The sequence below is a fragment of the Halobacterium wangiae genome, assembly GCF_021249345.1.
Lineage (GTDB): Archaea > Halobacteriota > Halobacteria > Halobacteriales > Halobacteriaceae > Halobacterium > Halobacterium wangiae.
Map to the genome: position 1 here is coordinate 724634 of NZ_CP089588.1, position 25544 is coordinate 750177.

27 protein-coding genes are annotated in these 25544 nt (G+C 69.6%); 9 read left to right on the top strand and 18 right to left on the bottom strand.

The genetic code is table 11. The annotated features are described in order from the left end of the window. Positions 1-61: 61 nt before the first annotated feature. The 8 genes from LT965_RS03905 to LT965_RS03940 form a co-directional block, all read right to left on the bottom strand. Complete coding sequence (locus tag LT965_RS03905; RefSeq protein ID WP_232702705.1) at positions 62-1159, bottom strand: S1C family serine protease; 1098 nt, start codon at positions 1157-1159, stop codon at positions 62-64. A gap of 105 nt (positions 1160-1264) precedes the next feature. After that, the gene (locus LT965_RS03910; protein ID WP_232702706.1) at positions 1265-2077 is read right to left on the bottom strand and encodes an alpha/beta fold hydrolase; all 813 of its coding nucleotides are present in this window, start codon (positions 2075-2077) and stop codon (positions 1265-1267) included. 106 nt (positions 2078-2183) lie between these two features. Continuing rightward, complete coding sequence (lwrS, locus tag LT965_RS03915) at positions 2184-2552, bottom strand: LWR-salt protein (protein WP_232702707.1); 369 nt, start codon at positions 2550-2552, stop codon at positions 2184-2186. Further along, on the bottom strand, positions 2553-2828 hold the full coding sequence (locus LT965_RS03920; RefSeq protein ID WP_232702708.1) for a 4a-hydroxytetrahydrobiopterin dehydratase: 276 nt from the start codon (positions 2826-2828) through the stop codon (positions 2553-2555). A 63-nt stretch (positions 2829-2891) separates the two neighbouring features. Continuing rightward, the gene (gene hemA / locus LT965_RS03925) at positions 2892-4199 is read right to left on the bottom strand and encodes a glutamyl-tRNA reductase (RefSeq protein WP_232702709.1); all 1308 of its coding nucleotides are present in this window, start codon (positions 4197-4199) and stop codon (positions 2892-2894) included. Then, entirely contained in the window at positions 4196-4852 is a 657-nt protein-coding gene (locus LT965_RS03930; RefSeq protein ID WP_232702710.1) for a precorrin-2 dehydrogenase/sirohydrochlorin ferrochelatase family protein, read from the bottom strand. The genes hemA and LT965_RS03930 overlap by 4 nt, the downstream gene beginning before the upstream one ends. Before the next feature lie 16 nt (positions 4853-4868). Beyond that, a complete protein-coding gene (gene ahbB, locus LT965_RS03935; RefSeq protein WP_232702711.1) occupies positions 4869-5924 on the bottom strand; it encodes a siroheme decarboxylase subunit beta in 1056 nt (351 codons plus the stop codon). A 106-nt stretch (positions 5925-6030) separates the two neighbouring features. Further along, the gene (locus LT965_RS03940; RefSeq protein ID WP_232702712.1) at positions 6031-6447 is read right to left on the bottom strand and encodes a DUF5778 family protein; all 417 of its coding nucleotides are present in this window, start codon (positions 6445-6447) and stop codon (positions 6031-6033) included. Between the two features lie 113 nt (positions 6448-6560). On the opposite strand from LT965_RS03940, the gene uppS reads away from it, so the two are divergent. After that, a complete protein-coding gene (gene uppS, locus LT965_RS03945; protein ID WP_232702713.1) occupies positions 6561-7469 on the top strand; it encodes a polyprenyl diphosphate synthase in 909 nt (302 codons plus the stop codon). 25 nt (positions 7470-7494) lie between these two features. Here uppS and LT965_RS03950 read toward each other — a convergent pair whose 3' ends face one another. Then, positions 7495-8103, bottom strand: a complete 609-nt coding sequence (locus tag LT965_RS03950; protein ID WP_232702714.1) for an undecaprenyl diphosphate synthase family protein — start codon at positions 8101-8103, stop codon at positions 7495-7497. An 83-nt stretch (positions 8104-8186) separates the two neighbouring features. Here LT965_RS03950 and LT965_RS03955 point away from each other — a divergent pair, with 83 nt between their 5' ends. Then, positions 8187-9509 (top strand): DUF92 domain-containing protein, encoded by a 1323-nt coding sequence (locus tag LT965_RS03955; RefSeq protein WP_232702715.1) that lies wholly within the window; start codon positions 8187-8189, stop codon positions 9507-9509. A gap of 9 nt (positions 9510-9518) precedes the next feature. Here LT965_RS03955 and dnaG read toward each other — a convergent pair whose 3' ends face one another. After that, a complete protein-coding gene (gene dnaG / locus LT965_RS03960) occupies positions 9519-10787 on the bottom strand; it encodes a DNA primase DnaG (protein WP_232702716.1) in 1269 nt (422 codons plus the stop codon). Between the two features lie 220 nt (positions 10788-11007). Between dnaG and LT965_RS03965 the strand changes: the two genes are divergently transcribed. Together LT965_RS03965 and LT965_RS03970 are read left to right on the top strand one after the other, a co-directional pair. Beyond that, positions 11008-11217: a DUF3311 domain-containing protein gene (locus tag LT965_RS03965; protein ID WP_232702717.1), complete on the top strand. Its 210-nt coding sequence runs from the start codon at positions 11008-11010 to the stop codon at positions 11215-11217. Then, positions 11214-12728, top strand: coding sequence for a sodium:solute symporter family protein (locus tag LT965_RS03970; protein ID WP_232702718.1), 1515 nt, complete (start codon positions 11214-11216; stop codon positions 12726-12728). The genes LT965_RS03965 and LT965_RS03970 overlap by 4 nt, the downstream gene beginning before the upstream one ends. A 99-nt stretch (positions 12729-12827) precedes the next feature. On the opposite strand, the gene LT965_RS03975 is transcribed toward LT965_RS03970, so the two are convergent. Further along, positions 12828-13334 (bottom strand): hypothetical protein, encoded by a 507-nt coding sequence (locus LT965_RS03975; RefSeq protein ID WP_232702719.1) that lies wholly within the window; start codon positions 13332-13334, stop codon positions 12828-12830. Positions 13335-13437: 103 nt separating this feature from the next. Further along, complete coding sequence (locus LT965_RS03980) at positions 13438-13716, bottom strand: PadR family transcriptional regulator (protein ID WP_232702720.1); 279 nt, start codon at positions 13714-13716, stop codon at positions 13438-13440. A gap of 171 nt (positions 13717-13887) precedes the next feature. On the opposite strand from LT965_RS03980, the gene LT965_RS03985 reads away from it, so the two are divergent. Continuing rightward, on the top strand, positions 13888-14664 hold the full coding sequence (locus LT965_RS03985) for a YqcI/YcgG family protein (protein WP_232702721.1): 777 nt from the start codon (positions 13888-13890) through the stop codon (positions 14662-14664). Beyond that, the gene (locus LT965_RS03990) at positions 14661-15200 is read left to right on the top strand and encodes a cysteine hydrolase family protein (protein ID WP_232702722.1); all 540 of its coding nucleotides are present in this window, start codon (positions 14661-14663) and stop codon (positions 15198-15200) included. The genes LT965_RS03985 and LT965_RS03990 overlap by 4 nt, the downstream gene beginning before the upstream one ends. A gap of 13 nt (positions 15201-15213) precedes the next feature. Here LT965_RS03990 and LT965_RS03995 read toward each other — a convergent pair whose 3' ends face one another. Next, a complete protein-coding gene (locus LT965_RS03995) occupies positions 15214-16029 on the bottom strand; it encodes a hypothetical protein (protein ID WP_232702723.1) in 816 nt (271 codons plus the stop codon). Positions 16030-16236: 207 nt separating this feature from the next. Here LT965_RS03995 and LT965_RS04000 point away from each other — a divergent pair, with 207 nt between their 5' ends. Next, positions 16237-17133: an HFX_2341 family transcriptional regulator gene (locus tag LT965_RS04000; protein WP_232702724.1), complete on the top strand. Its 897-nt coding sequence runs from the start codon at positions 16237-16239 to the stop codon at positions 17131-17133. Between the two features lie 20 nt (positions 17134-17153). On the opposite strand, the gene LT965_RS04005 is transcribed toward LT965_RS04000, so the two are convergent. From LT965_RS04005 to LT965_RS04020, 4 genes are all read right to left on the bottom strand, one after another. Next, positions 17154-17885, bottom strand: coding sequence for a phosphatase PAP2 family protein (locus tag LT965_RS04005; protein WP_232702725.1), 732 nt, complete (start codon positions 17883-17885; stop codon positions 17154-17156). A 114-nt stretch (positions 17886-17999) separates the two neighbouring features. Further along, positions 18000-19052 (bottom strand): hypothetical protein, encoded by a 1053-nt coding sequence (locus LT965_RS04010; protein ID WP_232702726.1) that lies wholly within the window; start codon positions 19050-19052, stop codon positions 18000-18002. 250 nt (positions 19053-19302) lie between these two features. Then, positions 19303-19986, bottom strand: coding sequence for a DUF1405 domain-containing protein (locus tag LT965_RS04015; RefSeq protein WP_232702727.1), 684 nt, complete (start codon positions 19984-19986; stop codon positions 19303-19305). A gap of 57 nt (positions 19987-20043) precedes the next feature. Next, positions 20044-21855 (bottom strand): formate/nitrite transporter family protein, encoded by a 1812-nt coding sequence (locus LT965_RS04020; protein WP_232702728.1) that lies wholly within the window; start codon positions 21853-21855, stop codon positions 20044-20046. 146 nt (positions 21856-22001) lie between these two features. On the opposite strand from LT965_RS04020, the gene pdxS reads away from it, so the two are divergent. Further along, a complete protein-coding gene (gene pdxS, locus LT965_RS04025; RefSeq protein ID WP_232702729.1) occupies positions 22002-22910 on the top strand; it encodes a pyridoxal 5'-phosphate synthase lyase subunit PdxS in 909 nt (302 codons plus the stop codon). A gap of 27 nt (positions 22911-22937) precedes the next feature. Here pdxS and LT965_RS04030 read toward each other — a convergent pair whose 3' ends face one another. Continuing rightward, on the bottom strand, positions 22938-23654 hold the full coding sequence (locus tag LT965_RS04030) for a hypothetical protein (protein ID WP_349292081.1): 717 nt from the start codon (positions 23652-23654) through the stop codon (positions 22938-22940). A gap of 533 nt (positions 23655-24187) precedes the next feature. On the opposite strand from LT965_RS04030, the gene LT965_RS04035 reads away from it, so the two are divergent. Continuing rightward, positions 24188-25387, top strand: coding sequence for a LeuA family protein (locus tag LT965_RS04035; protein WP_232702731.1), 1200 nt, complete (start codon positions 24188-24190; stop codon positions 25385-25387). The last annotated feature ends 157 nt before the right edge of the window (positions 25388-25544 follow it).

Below are 25544 nucleotides of genomic sequence, written 5' to 3' on the forward strand. Positions count from 1 at the left end.
GGAGACTGTGAGCGGGGCACACGCTCCCGTCGACGCGCCGGAGAGGCCGACCACCAGGCTGTCAGGCGGTGTTCGGGTCCGGTCGCTCGGCCAGCGTCACCTCGACCTGCCGGCGCTCGCCGTCGCGGAGGACCGTGAGCGTGACCGTCTCGCCGGGCCGCGTCTCCGTGAAGAGGTACGTCGAGAGGTCCTTCGTCGTGTTCACCGCCCGACCGTCGACGCCGACGATCACGTCACCACCGACCGGGATCGGGGTCCCGTCGACGACGGTGACCTCGGTCGTCTCCTGCAAGACGCCGCCGGCTGGCGTCCCCTCGTCGACCCGGTGGACGTAGACGCCCTCGGTCGCGTCGAGGTCGTTCGCTGACGCGAGCTGGGGGGTAATCGGGCGCACCGACACGCCGAGGTACGCGTGTTCGTAGCTGCCGTTCTCGACGAGGGCCGGCACGACCCGCTCGAGGAGCGTCGAGGGGACGGCGAAGCCGATGTTGTCGGCTCGCGCCGCCTGGAGGCCGGCCGTGTTGACGCCGACGACGGTGCCGTCGCAGGTGACGAGTGGCCCGCCGCTGTTCCCGGGGTTGATGGGAGCGTCAGTCTGGAGGACCGTCGGGATGGCGGCGTTCTGGCCGGTCGGCAGCGAGCGGTTGACGCCGCTCACGATGCCGTGGGTGATGGACTCGTCGAGGCCGAACGGACTGCCGAGCGCGGTGACGCTGGTGCCGGGGTCGGGGTTCGACGCCGCGACGGCCAGCGCCTCGACGTCGCTCGGTGTCTCCGTCACGCGGACCACCGCGAGGTCGGCGACCTCGTCCCTGCCGACGACCGCCGCGCTACTGGACGTCTCGTCGGTGAACTGGACGGTGACGGACTCGGCGTCGCCGACGACGTGGGCGTTCGTGACCACGTAGCTCGTGGCGTTGCCCTCGAACGTCTGGTAGACGAAGCCCGACCCCTGGCCGGCCGTCGTCCCGACGCCGACCACCGAGTCGATGGTCTGGTCGTACAGCGTCGCGTAGTCGCAGTCGGCTCGCTGGCCGGGGCGCTCCGTCTGTCCGGCGCTGGCTCCGTCCGTGGCGAGCGGGGACGCGGCAGTCGCGAAGCCGACCCCCGTGGTCACGAGGAGGGCCGCGACGGCGACGACGAGGAGGTCGCTGCGCATGCCGTGGTACGGTTCGTCGACGGTGGGAAAACGAGTTCTGGCCGATTGGCGACCCGAACCTTGCGGAGTACACCGCTGTCGCGCACCCTTCCGCTGGCCACTCCCTCAGTCCGTCGGTCGTTCGACCTGGGCGAGGAACTCCCGGATCGCCCGCTCGAAGAACGCGGGGTTGTCCCAGGGAGAGGCGTGCCCGGCGTCCGGGACTTCCCGAACCGTCACGTCGGGAATCCCGGCAGCCAGCGTCGATGCGTGACGGCTGACCACCGACGCTTCGTGTTCGCCGTACAGTACCAGCGTCGGGACGGTGATGGCGGCGAGGTCGACGTCGGTCTCGTGGAACGAGGCGACGGCCTGCAACGAGTTAACGGCGGCCACAGTGTCCATCTCCGGGAACGCCTCGACACGGAGACTCGAGGTGTTGTCCCCCTCCAGCTTCCGCCCGAACCACAGCACGAGCGCCCTGGCCCGGCCGTAGCCGACGACGCGAACGAGGCCGACCAGGACGTTCGTCAGCACGGTCCGCTCGATGCGGTCCCGGCGACTGACGAACGTCGGCGTGAAGGTGTCGGCGAGCACGAGACCGCCGAGCCGGTCGGGGTACCGACTCGCGTACACCTGGGCGATCATCCCGCCCATCGAGACGCCACAGAGAACGGGCCGGTTGAGGCCCAGGGCGTCGACGAACTCGTGGAGGTCCTCGGCTAGCTGGTCGATCGAGTACGCCGTGTCGTGTGGGTTCGTCGTTCTGCCGTGGCCCCGGAGGTCGTACGCGATGGCGGTGTAGTCGTCGCCGAACGCCCTCAGCTGCTGGGCTGCCGCCGTGTGGTCCGAGAGGGCGCCGTGGACGAAGACGATGGGCGGGCCGGTGCCTCGCTGCTCGTAGTGGGTCTCGATATCGCCTGTCTGGACTGTGGGCATCTGGGCACCTCTAGGGGGCTACTCGGGATGAAGGTGCCGCGGAGCGGCGGGCCTCGCGTGGAACCTGCCGAGAGCGTCTGCTGGCCGGTTCCACGCCCGGGACCGGCTACTCGCGCAGCTCCACGGAGCTCCCGAGGTACTTGTTCAGCACCTCGGTGGTGGTGTCGGCGTTGAACTGCGCGAGATCCGCGGCGATCTCGGCCTGCAGCGCCTCGTAGTACTCGCGGTCGGTCTCCAGGGAACGGTACTCCACGGACTCGACGGGCACGTCTAAGGCGTCCTCGACGACCGACCGGAACCGCACCGGGTCCCCGAGGTCGCCGCGCCAGAGGTTGTCTCTGAAGAAGCGCCAGCCGGGGTCGCCGGGCGGGTCGGCGGGCCGGCGGAGTCGCGTCTCGAACACCTGGGGGTCGACGCGCACGCCGCCCGTCGGTTCGAGGCGGAACCGGACCGCGAAGACGTACGCCGCGTCCATCTACCGGTGGTCGTCGCAGAGCTCCGCCATCTCGATGTCCTGGTCGGTGACCCCGCCGGCCTCGTGGCTCGTGAACCGGACCTCGACCTCCTCGTAGCCGATGCGGATCTCGGGGTGGTGGAACTCCTCCTCGGCGAGTTCGCCGACCTCGGTGGCGAACGCCACGCCCTTCAGGTAGTCGTCGAACTCGTAGGTCCGCGTGATCTCGTCGCCGTCGAGCGACCAGTGTGTCGGGAGTTTCCGTTCGATCTCGTCGTCGGAGAGTACGTCGGCCATGGGAGAAAGGTCACTCGCCAGCCACATAACGCTACGCCACGGCCCGCGTCGGCTCGCGTTCGGTCAGTCCTCGGACTCCGCCGGCGTCGCGTCGCTCGCCGTGGTGTCGAACGGCATCCCGTCCTCGAACTCGGGGTTGAACAGCTGGAGGGCGGTGGCGATGGTCGACCAGTCGTCCTCGGCCGCGGCGTCCCGGAGGCTCTTCGTCGGCGCCGCGAGCAGCTGGTTGACGAGCGCGTCCGCCATCGACTCCAGCACCTCGCGTTCCGCCGCCGAGAGCTCACCCTCGGCCGCCTCCAGTTGGGAGATGGCGGTCGACAGCTCCCGGTTCTTCAGGCGGTCGGCGCTCTCGTACATCTGCGCGATGACCTCGTCGGCGCGCTTGCGCTTGTACTGGGCGAGCAGGCGCTCGAACTCCGCGTCGATCATCGCTTCGACCTCGCGGGCGGCGTCCTCGCGGCGTTCGCGGGTCGCCTCGGTCACCGCTTCGAGCGCTTCGAGGTCGTGGACCGACACCGCCGCCTCGTCGTCGGCCTCGGGTGCGACGTCCCGGGGCTGGGCGAGGTCGACGACGACCGTCTCGCCTGCGCCCGCGAACGCCTCGCCGTCGAGGACGTAGCCCGGACTGCTGGTCGCCGCGACGACCACGTCCGCGTCGGCCGTCTGGTCCGTAGCGGCGGCGAGCGTCGTCGTCTCCGTCGGTGTGTCCACGACGTCGGCGACGCGGGCCGCGCGCTCCGGCGTGCGGTTGGCCACGACGAGCGCCTCGACGCCCGCGCTCGCGAACGCCTTCGCCGCGAGCGTCCCCATCTCGCCGGCGCCGACGACCAGCGCGCGGGCGCCGTCGAGGTCGGTCTTCCGTTCGGCGAGCCGGACCGCCGCCGTCCCGAGGGAGGTCGCGCCCTCGTTGATGGCGGTCTCCGTCCGCGCGCGCTCGCCGACGTGGATCGCCTTCGTGACGGCCTGACGGAGCACGTGGTCGATGCCGCCGGCGTCCTGGGCGGCGTCGAACGCGTCCCGGAGCTGGCCGAGGATCTGGTCCTCGCCGACGACCAGCGACTCCAGGCCGGCGGCGACGCGGAGAAGGTGGCGGAGGCTCTCCTCGTGGCCCATCGAGATGGCGCCAGCGCCCGCCGGGTCGAAGCCCGCGGCGCCCAGGGCGCGGCGGCCAGTCGCGGGGTCGTCTGTGACCACGTACGCCTCCACGCGGTGGCACGTCTGGAGGACGAGTGCCTCCTCGACGGCGGGCTGGTCGAGCAGCGCGTCGAGTGCGGCCGCGTCGGACGCTGCGCTCGCGGCCTCCAGTTCGTCGAGGGAGGCCGTCTCGTGTGAGACCCGCACGCCGGAGACGACACCTGTGTTCCCGTTCACGTAGACCACGTCACTTCGCCGACGGCGCTCGAAACGACGCCCTCGGCAGTTTCCCGAGGGTTGGAACTTCCGGTACGTAAAGCCTTCCAAACCGCGTCCGACCGCACGACAGCGCGTACGGCCTCGCGCCGCCGGTTCGGGGCGACGCCCGCCGCCTTCAGGTCGGCGCGGAGGTCGGCGGTCAGCGCCGCCATCTCCCCCGCGCCCTCGAACTCCGTCTCCAGTCGCTCCCGGAGGTACTTCGAGAGGGCCGGACTCGCGCCGCCGGTGGCGACGGCGACGGTCACCGGGTCGTCCCGGACCGTCGCGGGCACGACGACGCTGTCGGCGTCCCGGCCGCCGGACTCGTCGGCGCGGTTCACCAGCGCGCCCGCCTCCCGGGCCGCCGTCGCGAACGCGTCGTTGACGGCTGCGTCGTCGGTCGCCGCGACGACGAGTGCGGGGTCTGTCCGCGCGACCCAGTCGCCAGCGTCGGCGGGCGATGGCTCCGTCCGCACGAGGCGGGCGTCGCCGAACTCGGCGTCCGCGAACGCGGGGCTCAACACGACGACGTCGGCCTCGCGGGCGAACCGCCGGGCCTTCCGCGCACCGACCGGGCCGCCGCCGACGACCAGCACCGTCTCCTCGGCGAAGTCGTGGAGCAGGGGGATCATGTCGGAAGCGGCGCCCTCATGCGGTGTTGGCGTCTGCCCGCTCGGCGAGCCTGATGCCCGTCTTCTTCAGGATGCGCGTCGAGAACAGCGTGTCCCAGTCGTCGTCGCCGACGTCCCAGTACTCCGCCATCACGTCCCTGACCTGCTCGATGCGTTCCTGGCTCTCCTCCTCGGTGCGGCCGTGTGTCATCGCGAAGAAGTTGTACGGCCAGACGCCGTCGTGACGCGGGCGCTCGTAGCAGTGCGTGACGAAGTCGAGGCTCGCGACCGCCGGCCCGACCTCGCTCACCAGGTCGTCCGGGACGTCCCAGACGGTCATCCCGTTCTCCGTGTAGCCCAGCGAGTAGTGGTTCGGGATGACGCCGACGCGGCGTACCTTCCCCTCCTCGTTGAACCGGCGCAGCGTCTCGACGACCCAGTCGGTCTCCTGGCCGATCTCCTCGGCGACCGCCGCGTACGGCGTCTCGACGACGGGGAGGCCGTCCTGCACCGCGAGTACGAGGTCGCGCTCGGCGGGCGTGATCGTCCCGCGGTCGGTCGGCTCCGGGGCCGGGCCGAGGTGCGAGAGGTCGACGTCACCGTCCGAGACGGGGCCGTCGACGAGGAACTTCGCCTCCACGCGGAACTCCCGGAGCTTCGGGAGGTTGTACGTCTGCTGGCCCGTCTCCGCCTCGATCTCCTCGAGCACGTCCGCGACGCGCTCGTCGTCGGCGACCGACACGACGAACCACATGTTCAGGTGCGGGTGTTCGCGCTCGTAGTTGTGCGCGACCTCGCGGCGGGCGTTGACCTGTTCGGCAATCTCCTCGTAGCGGTCTTCCGGCGCGTGCATCGCGACCAGCGACGCGCTGCCGCCGATCTCCTCGGCGTTGATGAGTGCGCCGAACCGCGTCAGCACGCCCTCCTCGTCGAGTCGTCGCACGCGGTCGAGGAGGGCTGCAGGCTCGATCTCGATGCCGCGCGAGCGCAGCGCGTGTGCCGCTGGCTCGAACGGCCGCTGGACGACCGGGAATCCACCCTGGAAGGCGTTGAGTACGGCGCGGTCCCGGTCGTCGAGGTCCGCGATGTCCATGGCGGTGGTTGGGTCGCCACGCCAGATAAACGGCCCGGGTCGCGCCCGACGACCGGGAGAGACGCGATCGAACAGAGAAGAGGAAACTGGATTCGCCGGGGCCGTCTCAGGCGTCGAAGCCGTCCTCGGTGATACCGACGACCTCCTCGACACCCTCCACGTCCGCGATGTCCGAGAGGACGGCGTCGTGGTCGCCCGTGGCTTCCCAGTAGAGGACGAGGTCGAAGCGGCCGTCTCGGAGCAGTTGCTGGCACTCCCAGACGAACTCGTCGTCCGCGAGGGTGAGCCCCTGGTGCTGGTTCACGCCGAACTCGTCGCTGTCGTTGCCCGAGTAGACGTACGTGTCGCCCGTCTCGGCGTGCGCAGCGACCGCGTCGCCCGCGTCCAGCGTGAGCTGGTGGAGCAGGCTCTCCTCGTCGGAGCCGTAGCGCGTGTGCACGACCGCTCCGGCGAGTTCGATGTCACCCGGTCGCAGCAGTTCGACCGTCTCCCGGTAGAGGTTCTCGTCGACCGTCTCGCTCATGTACGATTGGACGCACCTGCCGGGCATACGTGTGGCGATTCACTCGTAAGCGGGCGCCTAACCCGTCTGTCGAGGGGGAAGGCTGATACGTGAGAGCGTTGTCGGTACGAGCAATGCGAGACCGGCTTCGAGCAGCGGTGCACGGCGCCTACGAGCGCGTGCTCCGCCGGGAGATCGACGGCGCCCCCGAGCACGTCGCGGTCATCATGGACGGCAACCGGCGGTACGCTCGCGAGCGCGGGCGAGACGCCACCGACGGCCACCGCTCGGGCGCCCAGACGACCGAGCAGATGCTGGACTGGTGTGCGGACCTCGGCGTCGAGGAGCTGACGCTGTACGCCTTCTCGACGGAGAACTTCGACCGTCCCGCCGAGCAGAACGAACAGCTGTTCGACCTCCTCACGGAGAAGCTCCGGGAGTTCGCGGACGCCGACCGCGTCCACGAGCAGGGCGTCCGCATCCGGACCATCGGCGAGACCGAACGCCTCCCCGAGCGCGTCCGAGAGGCCGCCACGTACGCCGACCGCCGCACCGCCGGCTACGGGTCGTTCACGCTGAACATCGCGCTCGCCTACGGTGGTCGCGCGGAGCTCCTGGGCGCCGCCCGCGGCATCGCCGACGCGGTCGACGCCGAGGACATCGAACCGGGCGACGTCGACGTCGCCGAGATCGAGTCCCGCCTCCACGCGAGCCCCGTCCGCGACGTCGACCTCATCATCCGCACGGGCGGCGACGAGCGCACGTCGAACTTCCTGCCGTGGCACGCCAACGGCAGCGAGGCCGCCGTCTTCTTCTGCACGCCGTACTGGCCGGAGTTCTCGAAAGTCGACTTCTTGCGGGCCGTCCGCACCTACGAGTCCCGCGAGGCGTCCTGGCGCCGCACCCGCGCCCGCCGTGCACTCGCGCTCGTCCGCTCGCTGGGCACCGAGGTGAAGGAGGCCCGCCGCGTCCTCGACCGCCTGAAGGAAACGCTCCCCGAGAGTCCGGACGTCGAGGAACCGGAGCGGCGGTCGGCGGACTAACCTCCGAAGATCGGCCTGTTCGCCCTCATCGTCCGAACCTGCGCTGCCTGTTCTCGTAGTCCAGCACCGCGCGGAGGTAGTCCCGCTTGCGGAAGTCCCGCCAGTTGACGTCCGTGAAGTAGAGTTCGGAGTAGACGGACTGCCAGATCATGAAATCCGAGAGGCGCTCGGCGCCGGTCTTGATGACGAGGTCGGGTTCCGCGGGGAAGACGAGTTCCGCCTCGATGGCGTCCTCGTCGACGTCCGCGGGGTCCATCTCGCCGTCGTCGACGGCCTCCGCGACGTTCCGGACGGCGGTGGCGAACTCGTGTTTGCCGCCGTGGCCGACGCTCACCTGGATGGGGGCATCGGCGCGCTCGTCGTCGTCGGGGCCGCGGACGGCGATCTCCCGGGGCGTCGAGACGCGCGCGAGTTCGCGTTCGAGCGTCGGCACCGCGGCCTCGTCGAGGACGCTGACGTACACCGTGACGCGGTCGGCGCCGTAGTCGAACGCCCAGTCGAAGAAGTCCGCGAGCGTGTCGTAGGCGCCCGCTTCGAGGAGGTCGCGTTCGGTGATGACGAGCGCGACGTGGTCGGGGGCGTCGGCGTCGTGGCGGCGCACGCGAGCGGCGAGGTACCAGTCGTACAGTCCCACGGCGACACCACGAACGGGGCGCCCAAAACGTTGCGGGTCCGTTCGGGGAAGTTAAGTGTGGTCCCACTCAACCGCCGGGAGACGTGAACTGGAGTCTCCGGCGCGCCCTCGCGTTCGCGCTCGTGGCGACGCTGGCTCTCGCGGCACCGCTGCTCGGCTGGGCAGCGGCGGTGCCGTTCGTCGTCGTCGCCGTCCTCGGCGCGTCGGTCACCGACGGCTGGCTGTTCGAGGTGTTCTCGACCGCGCGCGACCGCCGCGAGGAGCGCCTGCAGACGCTCGTCGGCTTCGCGGGCGCGGCGGCCAGCGTCGGCCTGCTGGTGCCGCTGTTCGACGTGCCAGTCGGCGTGTTCGTCGCGAGCGTGCTCGTCGTCGGCTACGGCGACCTGGGCCGCCGGCTGGTGCTGGAAGTGCGGGAGAACCGCGCGCTCTCGATGGCCGCGTTCGTCGTCCTGGGCGCGCTCGCGGCGCTCGTCGGGCAGGCCGTCGTCGCCGCCGCGACCGACGCGGCCGTGGACTACCCACACTGGGTGTTCCTGGCGACGAGCGGCGCGCTGCTCGCGGGCATCCTGCGGACGGTGTTCGTCTCGCGGGACGACCCGGTCGTGCTGTTGACGGTCGCCCTGTTGCTGTGGCTGTTCGCGGTGCTCGCGCCCCTCGAGGGCGTCCCGGCGACGGCGGCCTGGGAGCGCGTGCTCGTCGCGCTCGGCGTGACGGCCCTCTTCGGCTACGTCTCCCGCGCGCTCGGCGCGACGTCAGTCGCGGGGATGCTCACCGGCGTGTTCCTCGGGTTGCTCGCGGTCGTACTCGGGGGCTACGGCTGGTTCGTCGTCCTCATCGCGTTCTTCGCGGTCGGCAGCCTCACGACGAAGTTCCGGTACGACCAGAAACTCGAACGCGGCGTCGCCGAACCGAACGACGGCGCCCGGGGCACCGGGAACGTCCTCGGGAACTCCGCGGCGGCGCTCATCGCGCTCCTGCTGTACGCCGCCCACGCCCACGTGCCGCTGTCGGACCTGGTCTACCAGTTCGCCTACGCTGGCAGCGTGGCCACCGCGCTCGCGGACACGCTCTCCTCGGAGGTCGGCGGCCTCTTCGACGACCCCCGGCTGGTGACGACGTTCGAGCGCGTCGACCCCGGCACCGACGGCGCGGTCACCTGGCAGGGCGAGGTCGCCGGACTCGCGGGCGCCGCGGTCATCGCCGGTCTCACGGTGCTCGTCTTCGACTTCGGCGCGACGGGCGCCGCGGTCGTCGTCGGTGCGGGCGTCGCCGGGATGACCGCCGACAGCGTCGCGGGCGCGACGCTCGAGGGTGGGACGGTCGGGAACCAGTCGGTGAACTTCCTTGCGACGCTGGTCGGCGGCGTCGTCGGTGGCCTGCTCGCGATCGGCGTCGGACTCGCGTAGAAGGGTCGTCTAGTACTGGTCGGCGGTGTGGACCCGCACGCTCGCGGGCTGTTTGACGAACTCGCCACTGTCGGGTCCGACCAGCGTGCCGACGCCGCGCTGGGCGGCGAGGTCGAGGAGTCGCTGAGTGACGGTCGCGTCGACGACGAGGAACCGCGGGACCGTCTTCGCGTCCTCGAGCGCGTCGAAGGCGTCGGCCGCCTCGGTCTCCTGGAGCACGCGGAGTTCCTCGTCGAGCATGCGGGCGGTGCCCGCACCGACGACCTCCGCGACGTGGTCGGCGAGCGTCTTCGCCGCCGGGTCGGGACTCGCAGTGCCGCCCGTCGCGGGGGCCGGCGTCGCGCTGCCGTCGGTGGCCGCCGTCGCTTCGTCGTCGCCGGGAGCCTGCTCCGTCTCGCTCGCCGGCTGCTCGGCGTCTGCCGCCCCGTCAGTCACGGGATCCGCCGGGTCGAGTGGCCCCTCGCCGTCCCCGTCGTCGCCGGCGACCGAGGCGGGCTTCTTCCCGCGGAGCGCGGCGTCGACGGCGGCTCTGGAGAGGTCCTCGACGGACTCGCCGCGGGGCGCCCGTGCGACGAAGTCGACGTCGCCGACCTGCTGAAGTTCCTGGCGGATGAGGTCGCCGCCGCGGTCGCCGTCGAGGAACGCGGTGACGGTGCGCTCGTGGGTGAGGGCCGCGATTTCGTCGGGGACGTTCGTCCCCTCGACGGCGACCGCGTTCTTGATGCCGTACTGGAGGAGGTTCACGACGTCCGCGCGCCCCTCCACGACCACGACCGCGTCGCTGGTCTCCACGTGCGGGCCGGCAGGGTAGCCCTCGTACTCGGTGATGTCCTCGATGCGGACGCTCTCCCGGACCTCCTCGAGGATGTCGTCGGAGTCGATGGCGCCCTCGTCGAACGCCGTCGACAGCAGTTCCTTCGCGCGGTCGACGACCTCGCGGCGCTTGGCGGCGCGGACGTCCTCGATGCGCTGGACCTCGACCCGCGCGCGGCACGGGCCGATCCGCTCGATAGCCTCGAGTGCGGCCGCGAGCGTCGCCGTCTCGACGCGGTCGAGGCTGGAGGCGATGGTGATGTGGCCGAACGACTGTCCGCCCTCGCTGTCGACGGAGACGTCGATGCGACCGAGTTTCGCGGAGTCCTGCAGGTCGCGGATGTCGAGGCCGTCGCCGAGCAACCCCTCGGTCTGCCCGAACGCCGCCCCGACGACGTCGCTGCGCTCGACGACGCCGTCGGCGACGAGGTCCGCGTGGATCAGGTACTTCGCGGTGTCCTCCATCGATGTAGTTCTAGTCACGAGTACGTATCCGGGTGGGAAATAGCTGTCGTGACCGACACCACGCGCCGGACACCGCCTGCTCGCACCCGCCACTCGCCCGGAGACAGGATAGAGAGTTCGAGCGTGCGTTCTGCAGTTCAGGAGAGAATTTCTCTTCGAACCCGAAGATAGGTAGTTTTCAGTAACACTTAACCCGGATGGACGAAGAGTTGTGACAACGATGGCGTCACGTGTAGCTCTCGGGTGGGGAGTCGTCTTCGTCGTGCTCGTCGCGCTCAGCATCCCGTGGTTCCTCTGGCGCGACGCCACGACAGTCGCCGGCCTCCCGGTGTGGCTCTGGTGGCACGTCGCGTGGATGGGCGTCACGGCCGCCGCGTTCGCGCTGTTCGCGCGCCGCGACTGGGGCACCTTCGTCGAGGTGAGACGATGAGCGCGCTCCTCGAGATCGGTATCGTCACCGCCTACATGCTCGCCGCGGTGGCCGTCGGCGTGGTCGCCTACCGCGTCACCGACCGCTCCGCGGAGGACTACTACCTCGCGGGCCGCGGCCTCGGCACCGGCGTCCTGCTGTTCACGACGTTCGCCACGCTGCTGTCGGCGTTCACGTTCTTCGGCGGTCCGAACATCGCCTACCGCCTCGGTCCGGAGTGGATCCTCGTGATGGGGCTGATGGATGGCGTCCTCTTCGGCCTGCTGTGGTACCTCCTGGGCTACCGGCAGTGGCTGCTCGGGCGCGCCTACGGCTACCTCACGCTCGGCGAGATGCTCGGCGACCGGTTCGGCTCGCGGACGCTGCGCGGCCTCGTCGCCGGCGTCAGCATCCTCTGGCTGTTCCCGTACGTGATGCTCCAGCAGGTCGGCGCCGGCACCGCCCTCGAAGCGCTCACCGACGGCGTCGTCCCCTACTGGGCCGGCGCCGGTTTCATCACGCTGTTCATGATCGCCTACGTCGTCCTCTCGGGGATGCGCGGCGTCGCGTGGACGGACACCCTCCAGGGCGTGTTCATGCTTACGATGACGTGGCTCGCGTTCGTCTGGGTCGCCGCCGAGATCTCGTCCAGCGGACCGCTGGCTGCCGCGCTGCCCGCGGAGTTCAAAGCCCTCGGCGGCGGCGCGTACTCGCCGCAGTGGCTGCTCTCGCAAGCCATCGGCATCGCGTTCGGCGTGACGATGTTCCCACAGGTGAACCAGCGGTTCTTCGTCGGGCGGTCCGAGAAAGTGCTGAAGCGGACGTTCGCGCTCTGGCCGGTGCTCGTCGTGCTCCTGTTCGTCCCCGCGTTCCTGCTCGGGTCGTGGGCGCAGGGGGTCGGTCTCGCGATTCCCGAGGGCGTCAACGTGCTCCCGGTCCTGTTGAACGAGTACACGCCCGGCTGGTTCGCGGCGCTGGTCGTCGCGGGCGCGCTCGCGGCGATGATGAGCTCCTCGGACTCGATGCTGCTCTCGGGGTCGTCGTACCTCACGCGGGACATCTACCGGCCGTTCGTGAACGCCGACGCCAGCAGCGCCCGCGAGAACCTGCTCGGCCGCGCGGGCGTCGTGGTGTTCGCGCTCTCGACGTTCGCCGTCAGCCTCTACGAACCCGGCACGCTCGTCGAACTCGGCGAGACGGCGTTCGGCGGCTTCGCCCAGCTCGCGCTCCCCGTCGCGGTCGCGCTGTACTGGCGCGGCACCACGAGGTCCGGGATGCTCGTGGGGGTCGCGGGCAGCCAGGCGTTCTACCTCTGGACCGTCTTCGGCCCAGACGTCTACGTCGAGTCGCTGACGCTGTTCGGAGCCACGTTCACGAACGTCCCCATCCTCGCAGACGCCTACTGGGGCTGGTTCGCGTCCATCGTCGGGATGGCGCTCGGACTCCTGCTCACCGTCGGCGTCTCCGCCGTCACCGCCCGGTCGGTTACCGAGAACGAGGACGCGTACTTCGAGCCGCTGCGCGCTGACTAGTCGAGGTACCCCGCGGGGCTTCCCGTTCGCTCGCCGCCGAACCGCCGAAATCGGCCCCGTACGAGTGCAACGACCGGCCACGAACGGCGATGGAGCGACTCAGTACGTCTCGGACAGCCCGTCGCTCTGGAAGCTGTTCGTCGTGTAGTCGATCAGGCCGACCATCTCGCGGACGGTGAGGAAGTTCGTCGACTCGTTCGAGCCCTCGGGGAGGTGATATCGAGGAACGCCCTCGGAGTACGCCGCGACGATAGCCTTGTGTATTCCCGGGTGGTCGTCCAGTAACTCCCGGCGGATCTCGTCCAGGTCCTCGTTCGTGTCGTCGTACTTGTTCTCCAGAACCGCCTGCCGGATCTCGTCCTGTGCGTCCGCCCCGAGCTCACGTGCCCGGTACGCCCTCGGCACCCCGAAATCGTTCGCGACAAACACCACTAGTTCGCCGGAGACCGTCTCGTTCAACCGTCTGACGTGGCAGCGGACAGCGTCCGTGTCGAAGAACTCGGCGTCGTCTCTCCGGCCGCGGAGCCTAGTCATCTCCGCGCGGAGCAGTCCGTACTTCCGGTTCAGGTCCTCCGTCTCCGTGTACTCCTCGACCCAGTTGCTCATGAAACTCGTCCGGGCGTCAGAGTGGATGAACGTACTGGTGGAGTGGGACACGCTAGCATCCCTGTTTCGCTCTGCGCCCCGGACGAGGAGGACTGCCGACGGCCTAGACGTCGAGGTACTCCGCGACCCACTCGTGGTGGTCGCGCAGGCGGCGCTCGCCCGCGTCCGTCAGCGAGAGGCGGTCGTGGATGCCGTCGGCTTCCCGGACGAGGATGCCCGCAGTTTCGAGCTTCCGGACGGCGCCGTTGAACCGCTTGGGCCGGATGCGGTCGTCGTTCTTCCGCTCGACGGCGCGCTTCACCGACTGCTGCGTTGGGTTCCCTTCCCCCGCGACGACGACGCAGACGTCCCGCCGTAGGCCGGACTCGAGCCACTTGCTCATGGGCGGCGGTTGGCGCGACCGGAAGAAACCGCTGACGGTCCCGCGTACGCGAAGTGAGCGCGGGAGCACGAGAGACCGGTGTCTCTCGGCGAACCGAGGGACCACCCGTCGGAATCCCACTCGCGGGGAGCGAGGGAAACACGGAAATTCACGGCCTCCGGAACTCCGTGCATGAACGAGGCCGAACTGGGAGCGGTCCTCGACCACGACACCGCCGTCGATCGCGTCGAGTCCGGGGCCGTCCCGGAGTGGGCGCAGCGCCACTTCGAGAACTTCCGCGCGTCCGTGACCGGCGAGCGCGACGGCGAGCCGTTCCCGTGTTTCTTCGGGAAGGCGTCCGTCGAGGAGGGGCGGCCGCTGTACGCGTTCGTCGAGTCGACGACCCACCCGGACGCGCTGTTCTCGCTCCGCGACGCCCTGCTGGAGTACCTCGACACGTTCCGCGACCACGGCGACCGCGTGAGCTTCGCGGTGTTCTTCAGGCCGCCCGAGCGCCCGCTCGACGAGGCTGGCTGGCACGAGCGCTTCTGGCACGTCCTCCAGTTCCTCCACGTCGAGGACCCCGAACCGTGGCCCGCGGACATCCCGACGGACCCCGACGACCCGTACTGGGAGTTCTGCTTCGGCGGCGAACCCATCTTCCCGACCGCCCGCGCGCCGTTCTACGAGACGCGCCAGAGCCGGTACTGCCCGGTCGGCCTGGAGGTGACCTTCCAGCCCCGGGCGATCTTCGAGGGGGTCACCGGCGACACGGACGCCGGTGAACGGGCCCGCGACCGCATCCGGGAGCGCCTCGAGGACTACGACGGCGCCTGCCCGCACGCCGACCTCGGCGACTGGGGGGAGGACCACGAGTGGCCCCAGTACCTCCTCAGCGAGGACGAGTCGGAGGCCCCGGAGATGTGCCCGCTGCAGGTGACGGCGGACGTGACGACGGGGCGAGCATGACCGCGCCCGTCCTGCTGCTCGTCGACTTCCAGACGGGCTTCGACGACCCCGCCTACGGCGAGCGCAACAACCCCGACGCGGAGGCCAACGCCGCGCGCCTGCTGTCCACGTGGCGCGAGCGCGGCGACCCCGTCGTCCACGTCCGCCACGACTCGACCGAGGTCGACAGCCCGCTCCGTGGCGACAGTCCGGGGTTCGCGTGGAAGCCCGAGACGGCGCCCGAGGGCGACGAACCAGTGTTCGTGAAGTCCGTCAACAGCGCGTTCGTCGGGACCGACCTGGAGACGTGGCTCCGCGAGCGCGGGAACGACGAACTCGTCGTCTGCGGGCTGACGACCGACCACTGCGTCTCCACGACCACGCGGATGGCGGAGAACCTCGGCTTCGAGCCGACGGTCGTCGCGGACGCCACCGCGACGTTCGCCCGGGAGACCCACGACGGCGGGACGGTCGACGCCGAGACGAACCACCGCGTCGCGCTCGCCCACCTCCGCGGGGAGTTCGCGGCCGTTGCCACGACGGCAGACCTCGTCTAACGACCGACCGGCGCTACCGGAAGACCGGCGCGAGGCCGTGCGCGAGTGCCAGCACCAGCGCGACTGCGAACGCTGCGGCGACGGCTGCGACGACGCGCAGTGGACGTTCGACGCGACCGCGCTGGTGAGCGCGGGCCGCGAGGTAGCCGGCCAGGGGCACAGTTTCGAGGGCGTGGAGGCCGACGAAGTGTGCAATCCGGAGGTCGCCGCCGAGGTTCCAGCCGAGCACCGGGACGGTCCCTCCAGAGCCCGTGACCGACCCGGAGAGCGCCGCCATCGTCCCGCCCTGGAAGGAGCCGAGAACGAACAGGAGGACTCCCAGGCGGATCCCCCACGCGAACGGCGGTGCGACGTCGAAGTCCGCACGCCACGACCGGACGAGCAGCCAGGCGACGAGCACGACGACGCCGACGATGGTGGCTCCCATCACGTTGTAGACGGCCGTGTCGAGAGCCGTGGCAGTGTTGAAGTGGGATTCGACGCCGCGGGCTGCCTGGCCACCGATCAGCGCGATCTCGACGATCGACCCGGTGGCGACACCCGCGCTCACGACGCCCAGCAGGCGGTCCGAGACGGGGAATTGCGGCGTGAGCCACGCCAGCGACCCGGCGAACAGCGCGATGCTGGCGGCGAACTTCGTGGGTTTGAGCCAGACGGACTCACCGCCGACCGTCCGCGGGTCGATCGCGAAGCCGACGAGGAAGGCGGCGAGCAGTACGAGGAAGCCCGCGGTGACGCTCGCGAGCACGCGGTTCCGGCGGTAGAGTTCGGTGCCGAACGTGGACGGACGTAGGCGATGTCCCAGTTCGGACGCGACCTGTTGGACCATTGAGTTACGTCGCTCGCCCACGCCGGTAGTGGTTACCCCAACATGTTGGTGTCGGCGCGAGATGCTCCGTGCGCCACACTCGAGAGAGCGGCGTCCGATGTCGGGGTGGGCGCGTCACCTCCCGTGGCAGTACCCCAGGTCGGCGGCGTCGGCGGCCCCGGTATCGAGTCTCCTGATTTTTATACCGTCCACTCCACGGGTCCACGTATGCAGACGCACGTCGTGCCGGTCGGCTTCGACTACGACCGGCTCATCGCGCCGCTGGTCCGCGAGCAGTTGACCGTGGACCGCGTCATCCTCCTCGAGGGCGCGGTCGGCAGCGAGGCGAACGTGGAGTACAGCCAGCGCATCGCCCAGAAACTCGAAGCCGACTTCCGGAACCTCCTCGGCGCGGAGACAGAGCGCGTCGCCGTGACCGACGTCTACGACTACGACACCGCCTTCGAGCAGGCGTTCGACCTCATCGCGGATGTGCTCGACGCCGACCCCGAGGGCGAGGTGTGGGTGAACATCGCGTCGATGCCCCGGACCGTGTCGTTCGCGTTCGCGACGGCCGCCCACTCCATCATGGTCGAGCGCCAGGAGGACCGCGACCGCATCCACACGTACTACACGGCCCCCGAGAAGTACCTGGAGACGGAACTCGCCGAGGAACTCCAGGCGAGCGCGGACCTGCTCGCGGGCGTCTCGGACGGCGGCGTCGACGAGGACGAGGTCGCCGAGCGACTGGACGCCGCCCGTGACCTGCTCGCGGAGTTCGACGAGCGCGGCACAACCATCGGCGCGAAGGAGATCGACGGCAGCCACATCGTCGAACTCCCGGTCGCGTCGTTCTCCAACGTCAAGCCGTTCGAGGAGCTCATCCTGTTCACACTCGGCGAGCACGGCGAGTTCGACTCCGTCAGCGAACTCGCGGAGACGGTCGCCGCCGACCTCAGCGAGGAGTACACGGACAGCTTCCGCTCGAAGGTGACGTACACGGTGGACAAACTCGGCCCCGGCGGGAAGGGGTACGTCGAGCGCGAGGAACGCGGGAAGTCCTACCGGACGCGACTCTCGCGCATCGGCGAACTGTGGGTGCGCGCCCACCAGGACAGCGAGTAGTCGGGAGCCGTTCCCCGCCGCTACGTTCCCCCCGTCGCGGACGGGGCAGTGGTCCGGTCGACGGCCTCCCAGATGCCGACCCCGACGACGGCCGCGACGACGGTCAACGCCGCGCTGGTCGTCGCCGCCATCGCGACGGCGAGCACCCCGAGAGTGCCCGCGCAGGCCAGCGCCCATCTCGGGCGGTGTCTCGCCAGCCGGGTCATCGCCGCGAGGAACAGCAGGCCGACGACGACGCCGACGACGACGTCGACGACGTAGTGGACGCCGAGGACCACCCTCGACAGGGCGACCAGCGCGATCAGGAGGCCGGCGACCACGAACCGGCGCTGACGCTCCCGCGTTTCGAGGACCAGCGCGGCACCCCCGAACACCGCCGCCGACTTCACCGCGTGGCCGCTCGGGAAGCCGAACCCGTCGCCGGTCACCAGCGACTCGTACACCGGGTTCGCCACCGCCGGGAGCCACGCCGGGAAGGTCGCCGTCGCGGCCCCAGGTGGCCGCGGGAGACCGAACGTGTGTTTGAGGAGCAGCGTGAGCGCGTACCCGCCGATGGCGAGCGAGAACAGGAACAGGCTGTCTCCCAGCGGGCGTTCTGTCCGGAGCACGCCGCGCCTGCCGAGCCAGTAGAACGCCGCGATGCCGACGAGGACGAACCACATGTCGCCGAACTGGGTGACGAGTCCGGCGAGGGCGACCACCCACTCCGGGAACTCCGTCACGACAGCCAGTTCCCCTACTCCCCGCGACATCCGACATCCCTCCGGTTCATCTCCTCGGGCTACAGAGTCGCCGTACTTAGACGTTGGTGAACGGTCTGCAGACCAGACGCTCGGTGGCGAGCAGTTCGCCGCGCGAGACCCCCACTAGAACCCGAAGCCGACGTGGTCCTCGGGCACCCGGATCGGACTCTCCGGCAGGTTCTCGGGGAGGTCGACGTCGTTGAACGCGCCCGGCGCGACGTCGTTCGGCCCGTCGGCGTAGAACACGCCGGCGAGTTCCTGTATCTGCCCGCGACCCACGGAGAGTTCGAACTGGCCGCCACCGTACAACGACACGTCGTTCTCCAGTGCCCACTCAACGGTCTCCAGCAGCGACTCGACAGTGCCGAACCGCGAGGGCTTGATATTCAGCCACTCGGGTTCGAACGGCAGCGCGCGTACGTCGTCCATGCCGTGGATCGGGGCGTCCCAGGAGACGCGGTCGGCGTGTTCCTCGACGATAGGCGTCGTCTCGTCGTCGAGCGCCGGGTCCTCGACGACGGCGTCGGGGAACGTCTCGAAGACGCGCTCGTAGAGGCCGGGGTCCGGCGACTGGTCGACGTCCGTACCCTCGTAGCGACCCTTCAGGTCGAGGATGCGGACGGCCGACGTCTCCTCGAGGTAGTCGAACGTCTCGACGGGCCAGTCGGCGGTCGGGTCGAGTTTCAGTTCGGCCCCGGGGTAGCGCTCCAGGAGCGTCTCCATCCGGGACGTGTCGCCCTCGGGGAGGCGGCTACTGACGACGAACCGCACGGAGTCCAGCGTCCGGCCGAGGCGGTCGGCGAGCGTCGCGTCGGCCTGCCGGAGCGACAGGTCGAGCGCGGCGGCCTCGAACCCCCAGCGGCGGTAGTCCCGGAAGTCCTCGCGTTCGGGGTCGTCCGCCGGCCAGAGGTCGGTGTCGTCGAGGGCCGCGGAGAACTCCGCGAACGTGTACTCGCCCGCGAGGTCGAAGGCGTCGTCTGCCGTCTCGTCCCACCACTCCGCGAGGGCGTCGTGGTGGTCCGCCTCGTAGGTCACGTCCTCGCCGCGGCCCGTCTCGGCGTCCCCGTGGAGCGTGACGACGGTGGTAGCCCGCGCGAACGCCGGCGTCTCGCGCTCCACGCGTTCGAGTTCGACGCCTCCGACGGTCAGTGAGAGGTCTGCGACCGCGTCGTACATGGCCGAGTTGTCGGGTGCCGGAGTGATAAGCGCTCAGGCGTTCGTGGGTTCAGGCGGTATTTGGAACGGCTGGTGGTGCGTCCCACCAGAAAGCCCCGGGACGCTCGCGCTTGCCTGTTCGCTCGCGATCCAAGCACCGGAGCGAACGCAGTGAGCGAGGCGCACAGCGAGGCCCGGGAGTCGACACGGCCGGGGCTTTCCGGCGGTTGTTGAAGTCCAGAGAGAATGCCCCGGTTCCTCGGCCCCGGATTCAACTATCGCGGCGACCGTGCTCAGATTCCAGCGTCTTCACGCGCGTCGCGAGCGCGAGGAACGTCGCGAGGATGGTGAGTGTCACCGCAGCAGCGGCCGCAAGGTCGTGTGCGGCCAGCGAGTGGTCGAAGCCCATCCTAGTCTGTTCGGCGCGCAGCAGCGTGTGGTGGGGACCGCCGGCGACCTGCAGGAAGTAGTCGACGAGGTCGTTGAAGCCGTACCAGCCGACGGCGACGGCGACGGCGCCGACGGAGAACGTCGCGTAGCGGTGGATGACGAACGCCTGCACCGCCATCCCGACGTGGCTCACGACGAGGAACCAGTACATCGCCCACCAGAGGCTGCCCTGGCCGTTGACGACCAGCTGGACGAACGGCGTCCACAGTCCGAGTTTGAGACAGCCGAAGAACGCCAGCGCGTGCAGCCAGTCGGCGTCGTAGTCGAGTTTGTAGGCGGCCAGCGACAGCGCGATGAACAGCGTGGCGACGGGGCTGTCGGGGACGAGCGCCCACGCGACCAGCGGCGTCTCGACGAACTGGACGCGGTAGTACCAGAAGCCGAAGGCGGTCCCCGCGAGGTTGACGGCGACGATGACCCACGCGAACCGGAGCGCGAAATCCTCCAGCCACTCGGGCAGCGGCGCGACGTACCAGGGGAGCGACGCTCTCGACGGCAGCGACATAGCTGGTCGTCTCGCGAGCGGCGCAAAGCTCTGGCGGTCTCTCCCGTCGCGACGGCCCTACCGACCGAACAGCCGGTCGCGGATGCTCCGGGGGGACGCACGCTCGGCCAGCAGTATCGACCCGTCGAAGTGGGTGACGACGTCGACGTGCAGCGAGTCGGTGACGAGCCGGGAGAGCAGCCCCTGTTCGGTCGCACCCACGAGCAGGAGGGAGTGGTCGGCGGCCTCGTCGACGATGGCACCTTCCACGTCCCCGGAGTCGTCGACGACCAGGTCGGCGTCCGACAGGTCGTGGTCGGCGGCCCAGTCGGCGAGGAACTGCTCGCCGGCCTCGCGTTCGTCGGGAAGGGGGGCGACCCGCAGGAGCGTGACGGCCGCGCCGGCGGTTTCGCGGAGCGCTCGCGCGACGTCGGCGTTCAGGTCGGCGTGGACGTTGTCCGCGACCGGCAGCAGGATGCGGGAGGCGTCCAGTCCGCGGTCCCGGAACACGAGGACGTCGGCGGGCAGCCGGTTCGTGAGTTCGTCGAGCGGCCGTTCCGCGCGGCCCTTCGACCAGAGGCGGTCCTCGGCCCACCCCATCACCACGAGGTCCGCGTGCTCGCGCTCCGCGATGTCGAAGATCTCCTCGAACGAGCGGTGGGAGACGACGGTCGACGTCTCGTAGTCGACGTCGAAGCCCGCCGCTACCTCCCGGATGTCGCCGAGTAGTTCGTCGGAGTTCGCGACGATCCGGTCGCGCTGGTCGACGCGGTACCCCCGGGGCGTCCGGTCGGGCATCTGGACGACGTGGACGACGTGGACGGTGGCGCCGTCCGTCCGGGTGGCGAGCGTGCACGCCAGTTCCACGAGGTTGGACTCGGTCCGTGGGTTCGAGATGGGGACGACGATGCGGTAGTCGTCCTCACCGTTCCCGTGACCCTCGGCGGTGTCGACGATGGGAACGTACGAGCGGCCCACCAGTCCGCCGAAGAGCCACTCGCGGAGCGAGAGCTGTCGGTCCACGCCCTCGAAGCGGGCCGAGGAGATCCGGTGTTCCGTCGTCTGGAAGTAGTTGACGACGGTGACGAGGACGACTCCGCCGACGGTGTTCCCCAGGAGTACGGGGAGGACGAACTCCACGAGGCCGACGGCCACCGCGAGGTCGCCTTCGAGGACGAGGTACACCATCTCGGTGAACGAGACGACCGAGTGGTAGAGACCGCCGAGCGGAATCGCCAGGAACGCGATGTAGACGACCACGAGCCGTGATATCGTGTCCTGGGCGGCGTACTCGACCCAGACCACGCCCGCGACGATGAACCCCGCGAACGCGGCCTTCGAGAAGAGGCTCCACCACGCGGTCCCGACGCCGGTGTGGCCGAGGTACGACGCCACCGCCGCAGCCTCCGGCGAGATGACGCCGCCGAAGACCAGCGCGGCCGCGCCGAGCGCCCCGCCCGTGAAGTTGCCGGCGAGCACGACCGTCCAGTTGCGCAACAGCGCCGGGACGCTCGCCAGTCGTTCGAGCGTCAGCGCGACCGGCGGCAGCGTGTTCTCGGTGTACAGCTGGTAGCCGCCGATGATGATGTAGATGAACCCGAGGGGGTACAGCAGTGCGCGCACCACGGAGTCGCTGCCGGTCGTCGCGGTCAGCGAGACGTACAGCATGAACGTGACCGTTATCGCGAACCCACCGGCGAGCGCGCTGAAGAACAGTTCGCGGCTGCCGGACGTGATCTCTTCGTCGGCCGCGGCGACGATGCGCTGGAATATCTCGTCGGAGGAGAACCGGTCGCGGACGACCGACCCGACCGCTGGTGCACCGCTCCGAGAGCGCTCGACGGCGTCGCGAACGCCCGTCTCGGGGTCCCGCGGGTCACGGTCTGCCATTGGTGGCGGTATTTCGTTCGGAAACTAAGTGCTTGGCATCTTTGCTACTGGGAGCGTCACGTCGGCCATCGGTCGGGAACCAACTCGAGGGACGACACGCCTCCGCAACCGGTACGCATTAACAGTTCCCGGCGAAACCAACTCGTATGGCTACCGAGACCGACCTCGAGGAACTCCGTCGAGGCAGCGAACTCGTGAAGCGCGGCTTCGCGAAGATGCAGAAAGGCGGCGTCATCATGGACGTAGTCGACGCCGAGCAGGCGAAGATAGCGGAGGAGGCGGGCGCCGTCGCAGTGATGGCGCTCGAAGCAGTCCCCGCAGACATCCGGAAGCGCGGCGGCGTCGCGCGGATGGCCGACCCCGCGGACGTGAGCGAGATCGTCGACTCCGTCTCCATCCCGGTGATGGGGAAGTCCCGCATCGGCCACACGAAGGAGGCCGAGATTCTCCAGGCGGTGGGCGTGGACATGATCGACGAGTCCGAGGTGCTGACGCCCGCGGACGACAAGTACCACATCGACAAGCGCGACTTCACGGCGCCGTTCGTCTGCGGCGCGCGGAACCTCGGCGAGGCGCTCCGGCGCATCGACGAGGGCGCGGCGATGATCCGCACGAAGGGCGAGGCCGGCACGGGCGACGTGAACCAGGCCGTCCACCACCAGCGCACCATCAAGGGCGCCATCCGCGAACTCGAGGGGATGACCCACGAGGAGCGCGAGCACTACGCCCGCGACATCGAGGCGCCCGCGGAACTCGTCCACGAGACCGCGGAGATGGGACGCCTGCCGGTCGTGAACTTCGCGGCGGGCGGCATCGCGACGCCCGCGGACGCGGCGCTGATGATGCACCACGAGTGCGACGGCATCTTCGTCGGCTCCGGTATCTTCGGCGCGGAGGACCCCGAGGCGATGGGCCGCGCAATCGTGGACGCCGTGAACAACTGGGACGACGCCGAGCGACTCGCGGACATCTCCTCGAACATCGGTTCCGGCATGAAGGGCGAGGCGAACGTCGACCTGCCCGAGGAGGAGAAGATGCAGAACCGCGGGAACTGACGGGCCGAACGTACCGACCCCCGTTTTTCAGAAGCCGCCCCAGCGGAGGTACACCATCACCGCGACGACGGCGAGCTGGAGCACGCCCTGCACGCCCGCGAGTTTCGCGTTCCGCATGCCGATGTCGCCGATGAGCTGGACGTCCGGGTCGTCGGAGACCATCTCCCTGTACATCCGGACTTCGCCGGGCATCAACACCCCGAACCCGACGACGGTGAGCGCCGCGACGATGGCGAGCGCGGCGGCGATGGCGTGGTTGGTCATGGCGAACCCGGGGAGCGCGACGGCGAGGTAGGCCCCGCTGCCGAGGGCGGCGACGCCGAACCACGCCTGCCACCGCCAGTCGCCGAACGCGTCGAGCTGCCAGCCGATGAGGAGCAGCGCCGGGACGAGCGTGACGGCCGTGAAGATGGCGAGCCACGCGTCAGCGGCGGGGAACAACGACATCCGGAGTGCGAGCGTGATGCCGCCCGCGATGGTGACGAGCGCGAGCGTCGGCAGCAGGAACGTCATCTTCGGGGTAAATCGCTGGAAGACGTTCGCGCGCTCGTCGACGTCGAGACCACCGAGGACGGGACCGAGCACCATCGCCATGAAGAGGTCGATGCCCGTCCAGAGCACGCCCGCCATCACGTGGACGTACGTGTGGTGGATGCGGTTCGCGACGGTCGTCGCGTAGACGAGCGCGGCCACCGGAACGAGCACTGCACCCGCGGCGAACGCCGGGTTCGCGCGCGCTGCCATCCCGCGAATCGTGCCGCGAACGGTCGTCCGCCGTCCTCCGCTGGTCGTGCCCGGTGGAACGTCGGGTCGTGACTCGTGACCTGCCATAGATAGTCGATTGTTTCAATCGCGTTTCATAATCGTTTCGCCGCGACCCGAGCGAGCGGGGAGTGGGACTGCGCGCGGCTCGCGGCTTCGCCGCTCGCTCGGTCCGCGATCTCCCTTCGGTCGACTACGCGCGGTTCACGGTTCGCTTCGCTCACCGTTCACTCTATCCGCGGTCTCGCTGCGCTCGACCGCGCGCGCCGCTCGCCATCCCGAAAATCCCGCCACTTCTGGGTCGAACCGCGTCGATTTCTCGAATCGCCGACAACGAGACATACGGTGTCACCCCAAGACCTAATATCTCCTTTGAGGTGCCGCCGTCTTGCGATTCGCTGAATCCTCCCCTGACGACCGTGAACGATTCCCGCGCGACAGCGTCTGTCAGGGGGAAACACGTAAATACGAGGGGGAGATGGGAGGTGGTACGATGTCTCACAACGAGGCGCCCGGTGCAAGTCCGGGGGAACGGGTTCTTCGAGGGCACGTTAGCCCAGCGTAACGAGTTCGAACAGGTACGAGTTTTCGACACGACGCTCCGCGACGGCGAGCAGACGCCACGGACTTCCTTCGACTACGACGACAAGCGCACGATAGCCGCCGCGCTGGACGACGCGAACGTCCACGTCATCGAGGCCGGGTTCCCGGCCAACAGCGAAGCGGAGGCCGAGGCCGCCGCGGACATCACCGACTCGACCGACGCCACAACCTGCGGGCTCGCCCGCGTCGTGGAGTCGGACGTCGAGGCGGCGGTGAACGCGGGCGTGGACATGGTCCACGTGTTCGCGTCCACGAGCGACGTCCAGATCGAGGACTCGATGCACACTACACGAGAAGAGGTCGTCGAGCGCTCCGTCGCCGCGGTCGAGCAGGCCGCCGCGTCGGGCGCCGACGTGATGTTCTCGCCGATGGACGCCACCCGCACCGACCCCGCGTTCCTCGCGGAGGTCGTCGCGGCCGTCGACGAGGTCGGTGTCGACTGGATCAACATCCCCGACACCTGCGGCGTGGCCACGCCGAAGCGGTTCGGCGAACTCGTCGAGTTCGTCGGCGAGCACACCGACGCCCGCATCGACGTGCACACGCACGACGACTTCGGCCTCGCCACCGCGAACGCGCTGGCGGGCGTCGAAGCCGGTGCGGACCAGGTGCAGGTGTCGGTCAACGGCATCGGCGAGCGCGCCGGCAACGCGGCCTTCGAGGAGGTCGTGATGAGCGCGGAGAGCGTCTACGGTGCCGACACCGGCATCGACACGACCGCCATCGCGGACATCTCGAAACTGGTCGCCGAGCGCTCCTCGGTGCCGATTCCGGTGAACAAGCCAGTCGTGGGCGCGAACGCGTTCGCCCACGAGTCGGGCATCCACGCCGCTGGCGTCATCGAGAACAGCGAGACGTTCGAGCCAGGCGTGATGACCCCCGAGATGGTCGGCGCCGAGCGCGAAGTCGTGCTCGGGAAACACACCGGCACGCACGCGGTACGCCAGCACCTGGAGGAGGCGGGCTACGACCCCACCGACACGGAGGTCCGTGCGGTCACGAAGAAGGTCAAAGCCCACGCCAGCGACAAGGACGTCGTCACCGAGGCGGACCTGCGGGCGTTCGCGGGCGAGGTCGGCGTCGAGCGCGCTGCCGAAGAGGTGCGTGCGTGATGGCCGGCAACGATTGCGCGACCAGCAACGGCTTTATGCGACGAGCCACTGCTGACACGTACGATGCAGTCCCACACCGCACTCCCCGGTTCGCCCGTGGTCAGCGGTGTGGCTGTCGGTATTGTAGGGGCGTAAGCTCCCCCTTTATCCATTCTCC

Coding starts and splice junctions, on each gene's coding strand:
- ahbB (WP_232702711.1), bottom strand. CDS start 5,924: ATGGACATCGCGGACCTCGACGACCGGGACCGCGCCGTACTCAACGCC.
- LT965_RS04005 (WP_232702725.1), bottom strand. CDS start 17,885: ATGTCGCGGGGAGTAGGGGAACTGGCTGTCGTGACGGAGTTCCCGGAG.
- LT965_RS04020 (WP_232702728.1), bottom strand. CDS start 21,855: ATGGCAGACCGTGACCCGCGGGACCCCGAGACGGGCGTTCGCGACGCC.
- LT965_RS03970 (WP_232702718.1), top strand. CDS start 11,214: ATGAGCGCGCTCCTCGAGATCGGTATCGTCACCGCCTACATGCTCGCC.
- LT965_RS03985 (WP_232702721.1), top strand. CDS start 13,888: ATGAACGAGGCCGAACTGGGAGCGGTCCTCGACCACGACACCGCCGTC.
- LT965_RS03905 (WP_232702705.1), bottom strand. CDS start 1,159: ATGCGCAGCGACCTCCTCGTCGTCGCCGTCGCGGCCCTCCTCGTGACC.
- LT965_RS03940 (WP_232702712.1), bottom strand. CDS start 6,447: ATGAGCGAGACGGTCGACGAGAACCTCTACCGGGAGACGGTCGAACTG.
- LT965_RS04010 (WP_232702726.1), bottom strand. CDS start 19,052: ATGTACGACGCGGTCGCAGACCTCTCACTGACCGTCGGAGGCGTCGAA.
- LT965_RS03930 (WP_232702710.1), bottom strand. CDS start 4,852: ATGATCCCCCTGCTCCACGACTTCGCCGAGGAGACGGTGCTGGTCGTC.
- LT965_RS03965 (WP_232702717.1), top strand. CDS start 11,008: ATGGCGTCACGTGTAGCTCTCGGGTGGGGAGTCGTCTTCGTCGTGCTC.
- LT965_RS04015 (WP_232702727.1), bottom strand. CDS start 19,986: ATGTCGCTGCCGTCGAGAGCGTCGCTCCCCTGGTACGTCGCGCCGCTG.
- dnaG (WP_232702716.1), bottom strand. CDS start 10,787: ATGGAGGACACCGCGAAGTACCTGATCCACGCGGACCTCGTCGCCGAC.
- LT965_RS03980 (WP_232702720.1), bottom strand. CDS start 13,716: ATGAGCAAGTGGCTCGAGTCCGGCCTACGGCGGGACGTCTGCGTCGTC.
- pdxS (WP_232702729.1), top strand. CDS start 22,002: ATGGCTACCGAGACCGACCTCGAGGAACTCCGTCGAGGCAGCGAACTC.
- lwrS (WP_232702707.1), bottom strand. CDS start 2,552: ATGGACGCGGCGTACGTCTTCGCGGTCCGGTTCCGCCTCGAACCGACG.
- LT965_RS03975 (WP_232702719.1), bottom strand. CDS start 13,334: ATGAGCAACTGGGTCGAGGAGTACACGGAGACGGAGGACCTGAACCGG.
- LT965_RS03990 (WP_232702722.1), top strand. CDS start 14,661: ATGACCGCGCCCGTCCTGCTGCTCGTCGACTTCCAGACGGGCTTCGAC.
- LT965_RS04000 (WP_232702724.1), top strand. CDS start 16,237: ATGCAGACGCACGTCGTGCCGGTCGGCTTCGACTACGACCGGCTCATC.
- uppS (WP_232702713.1), top strand. CDS start 6,561: ATGCGAGACCGGCTTCGAGCAGCGGTGCACGGCGCCTACGAGCGCGTG.
- LT965_RS03995 (WP_232702723.1), bottom strand. CDS start 16,029: ATGGTCCAACAGGTCGCGTCCGAACTGGGACATCGCCTACGTCCGTCC.
- LT965_RS04030 (WP_349292081.1), bottom strand. CDS start 23,654: ATGGCAGCGCGCGCGAACCCGGCGTTCGCCGCGGGTGCAGTGCTCGTT.
- LT965_RS03910 (WP_232702706.1), bottom strand. CDS start 2,077: ATGCCCACAGTCCAGACAGGCGATATCGAGACCCACTACGAGCAGCGA.
- LT965_RS03920 (WP_232702708.1), bottom strand. CDS start 2,828: ATGGCCGACGTACTCTCCGACGACGAGATCGAACGGAAACTCCCGACA.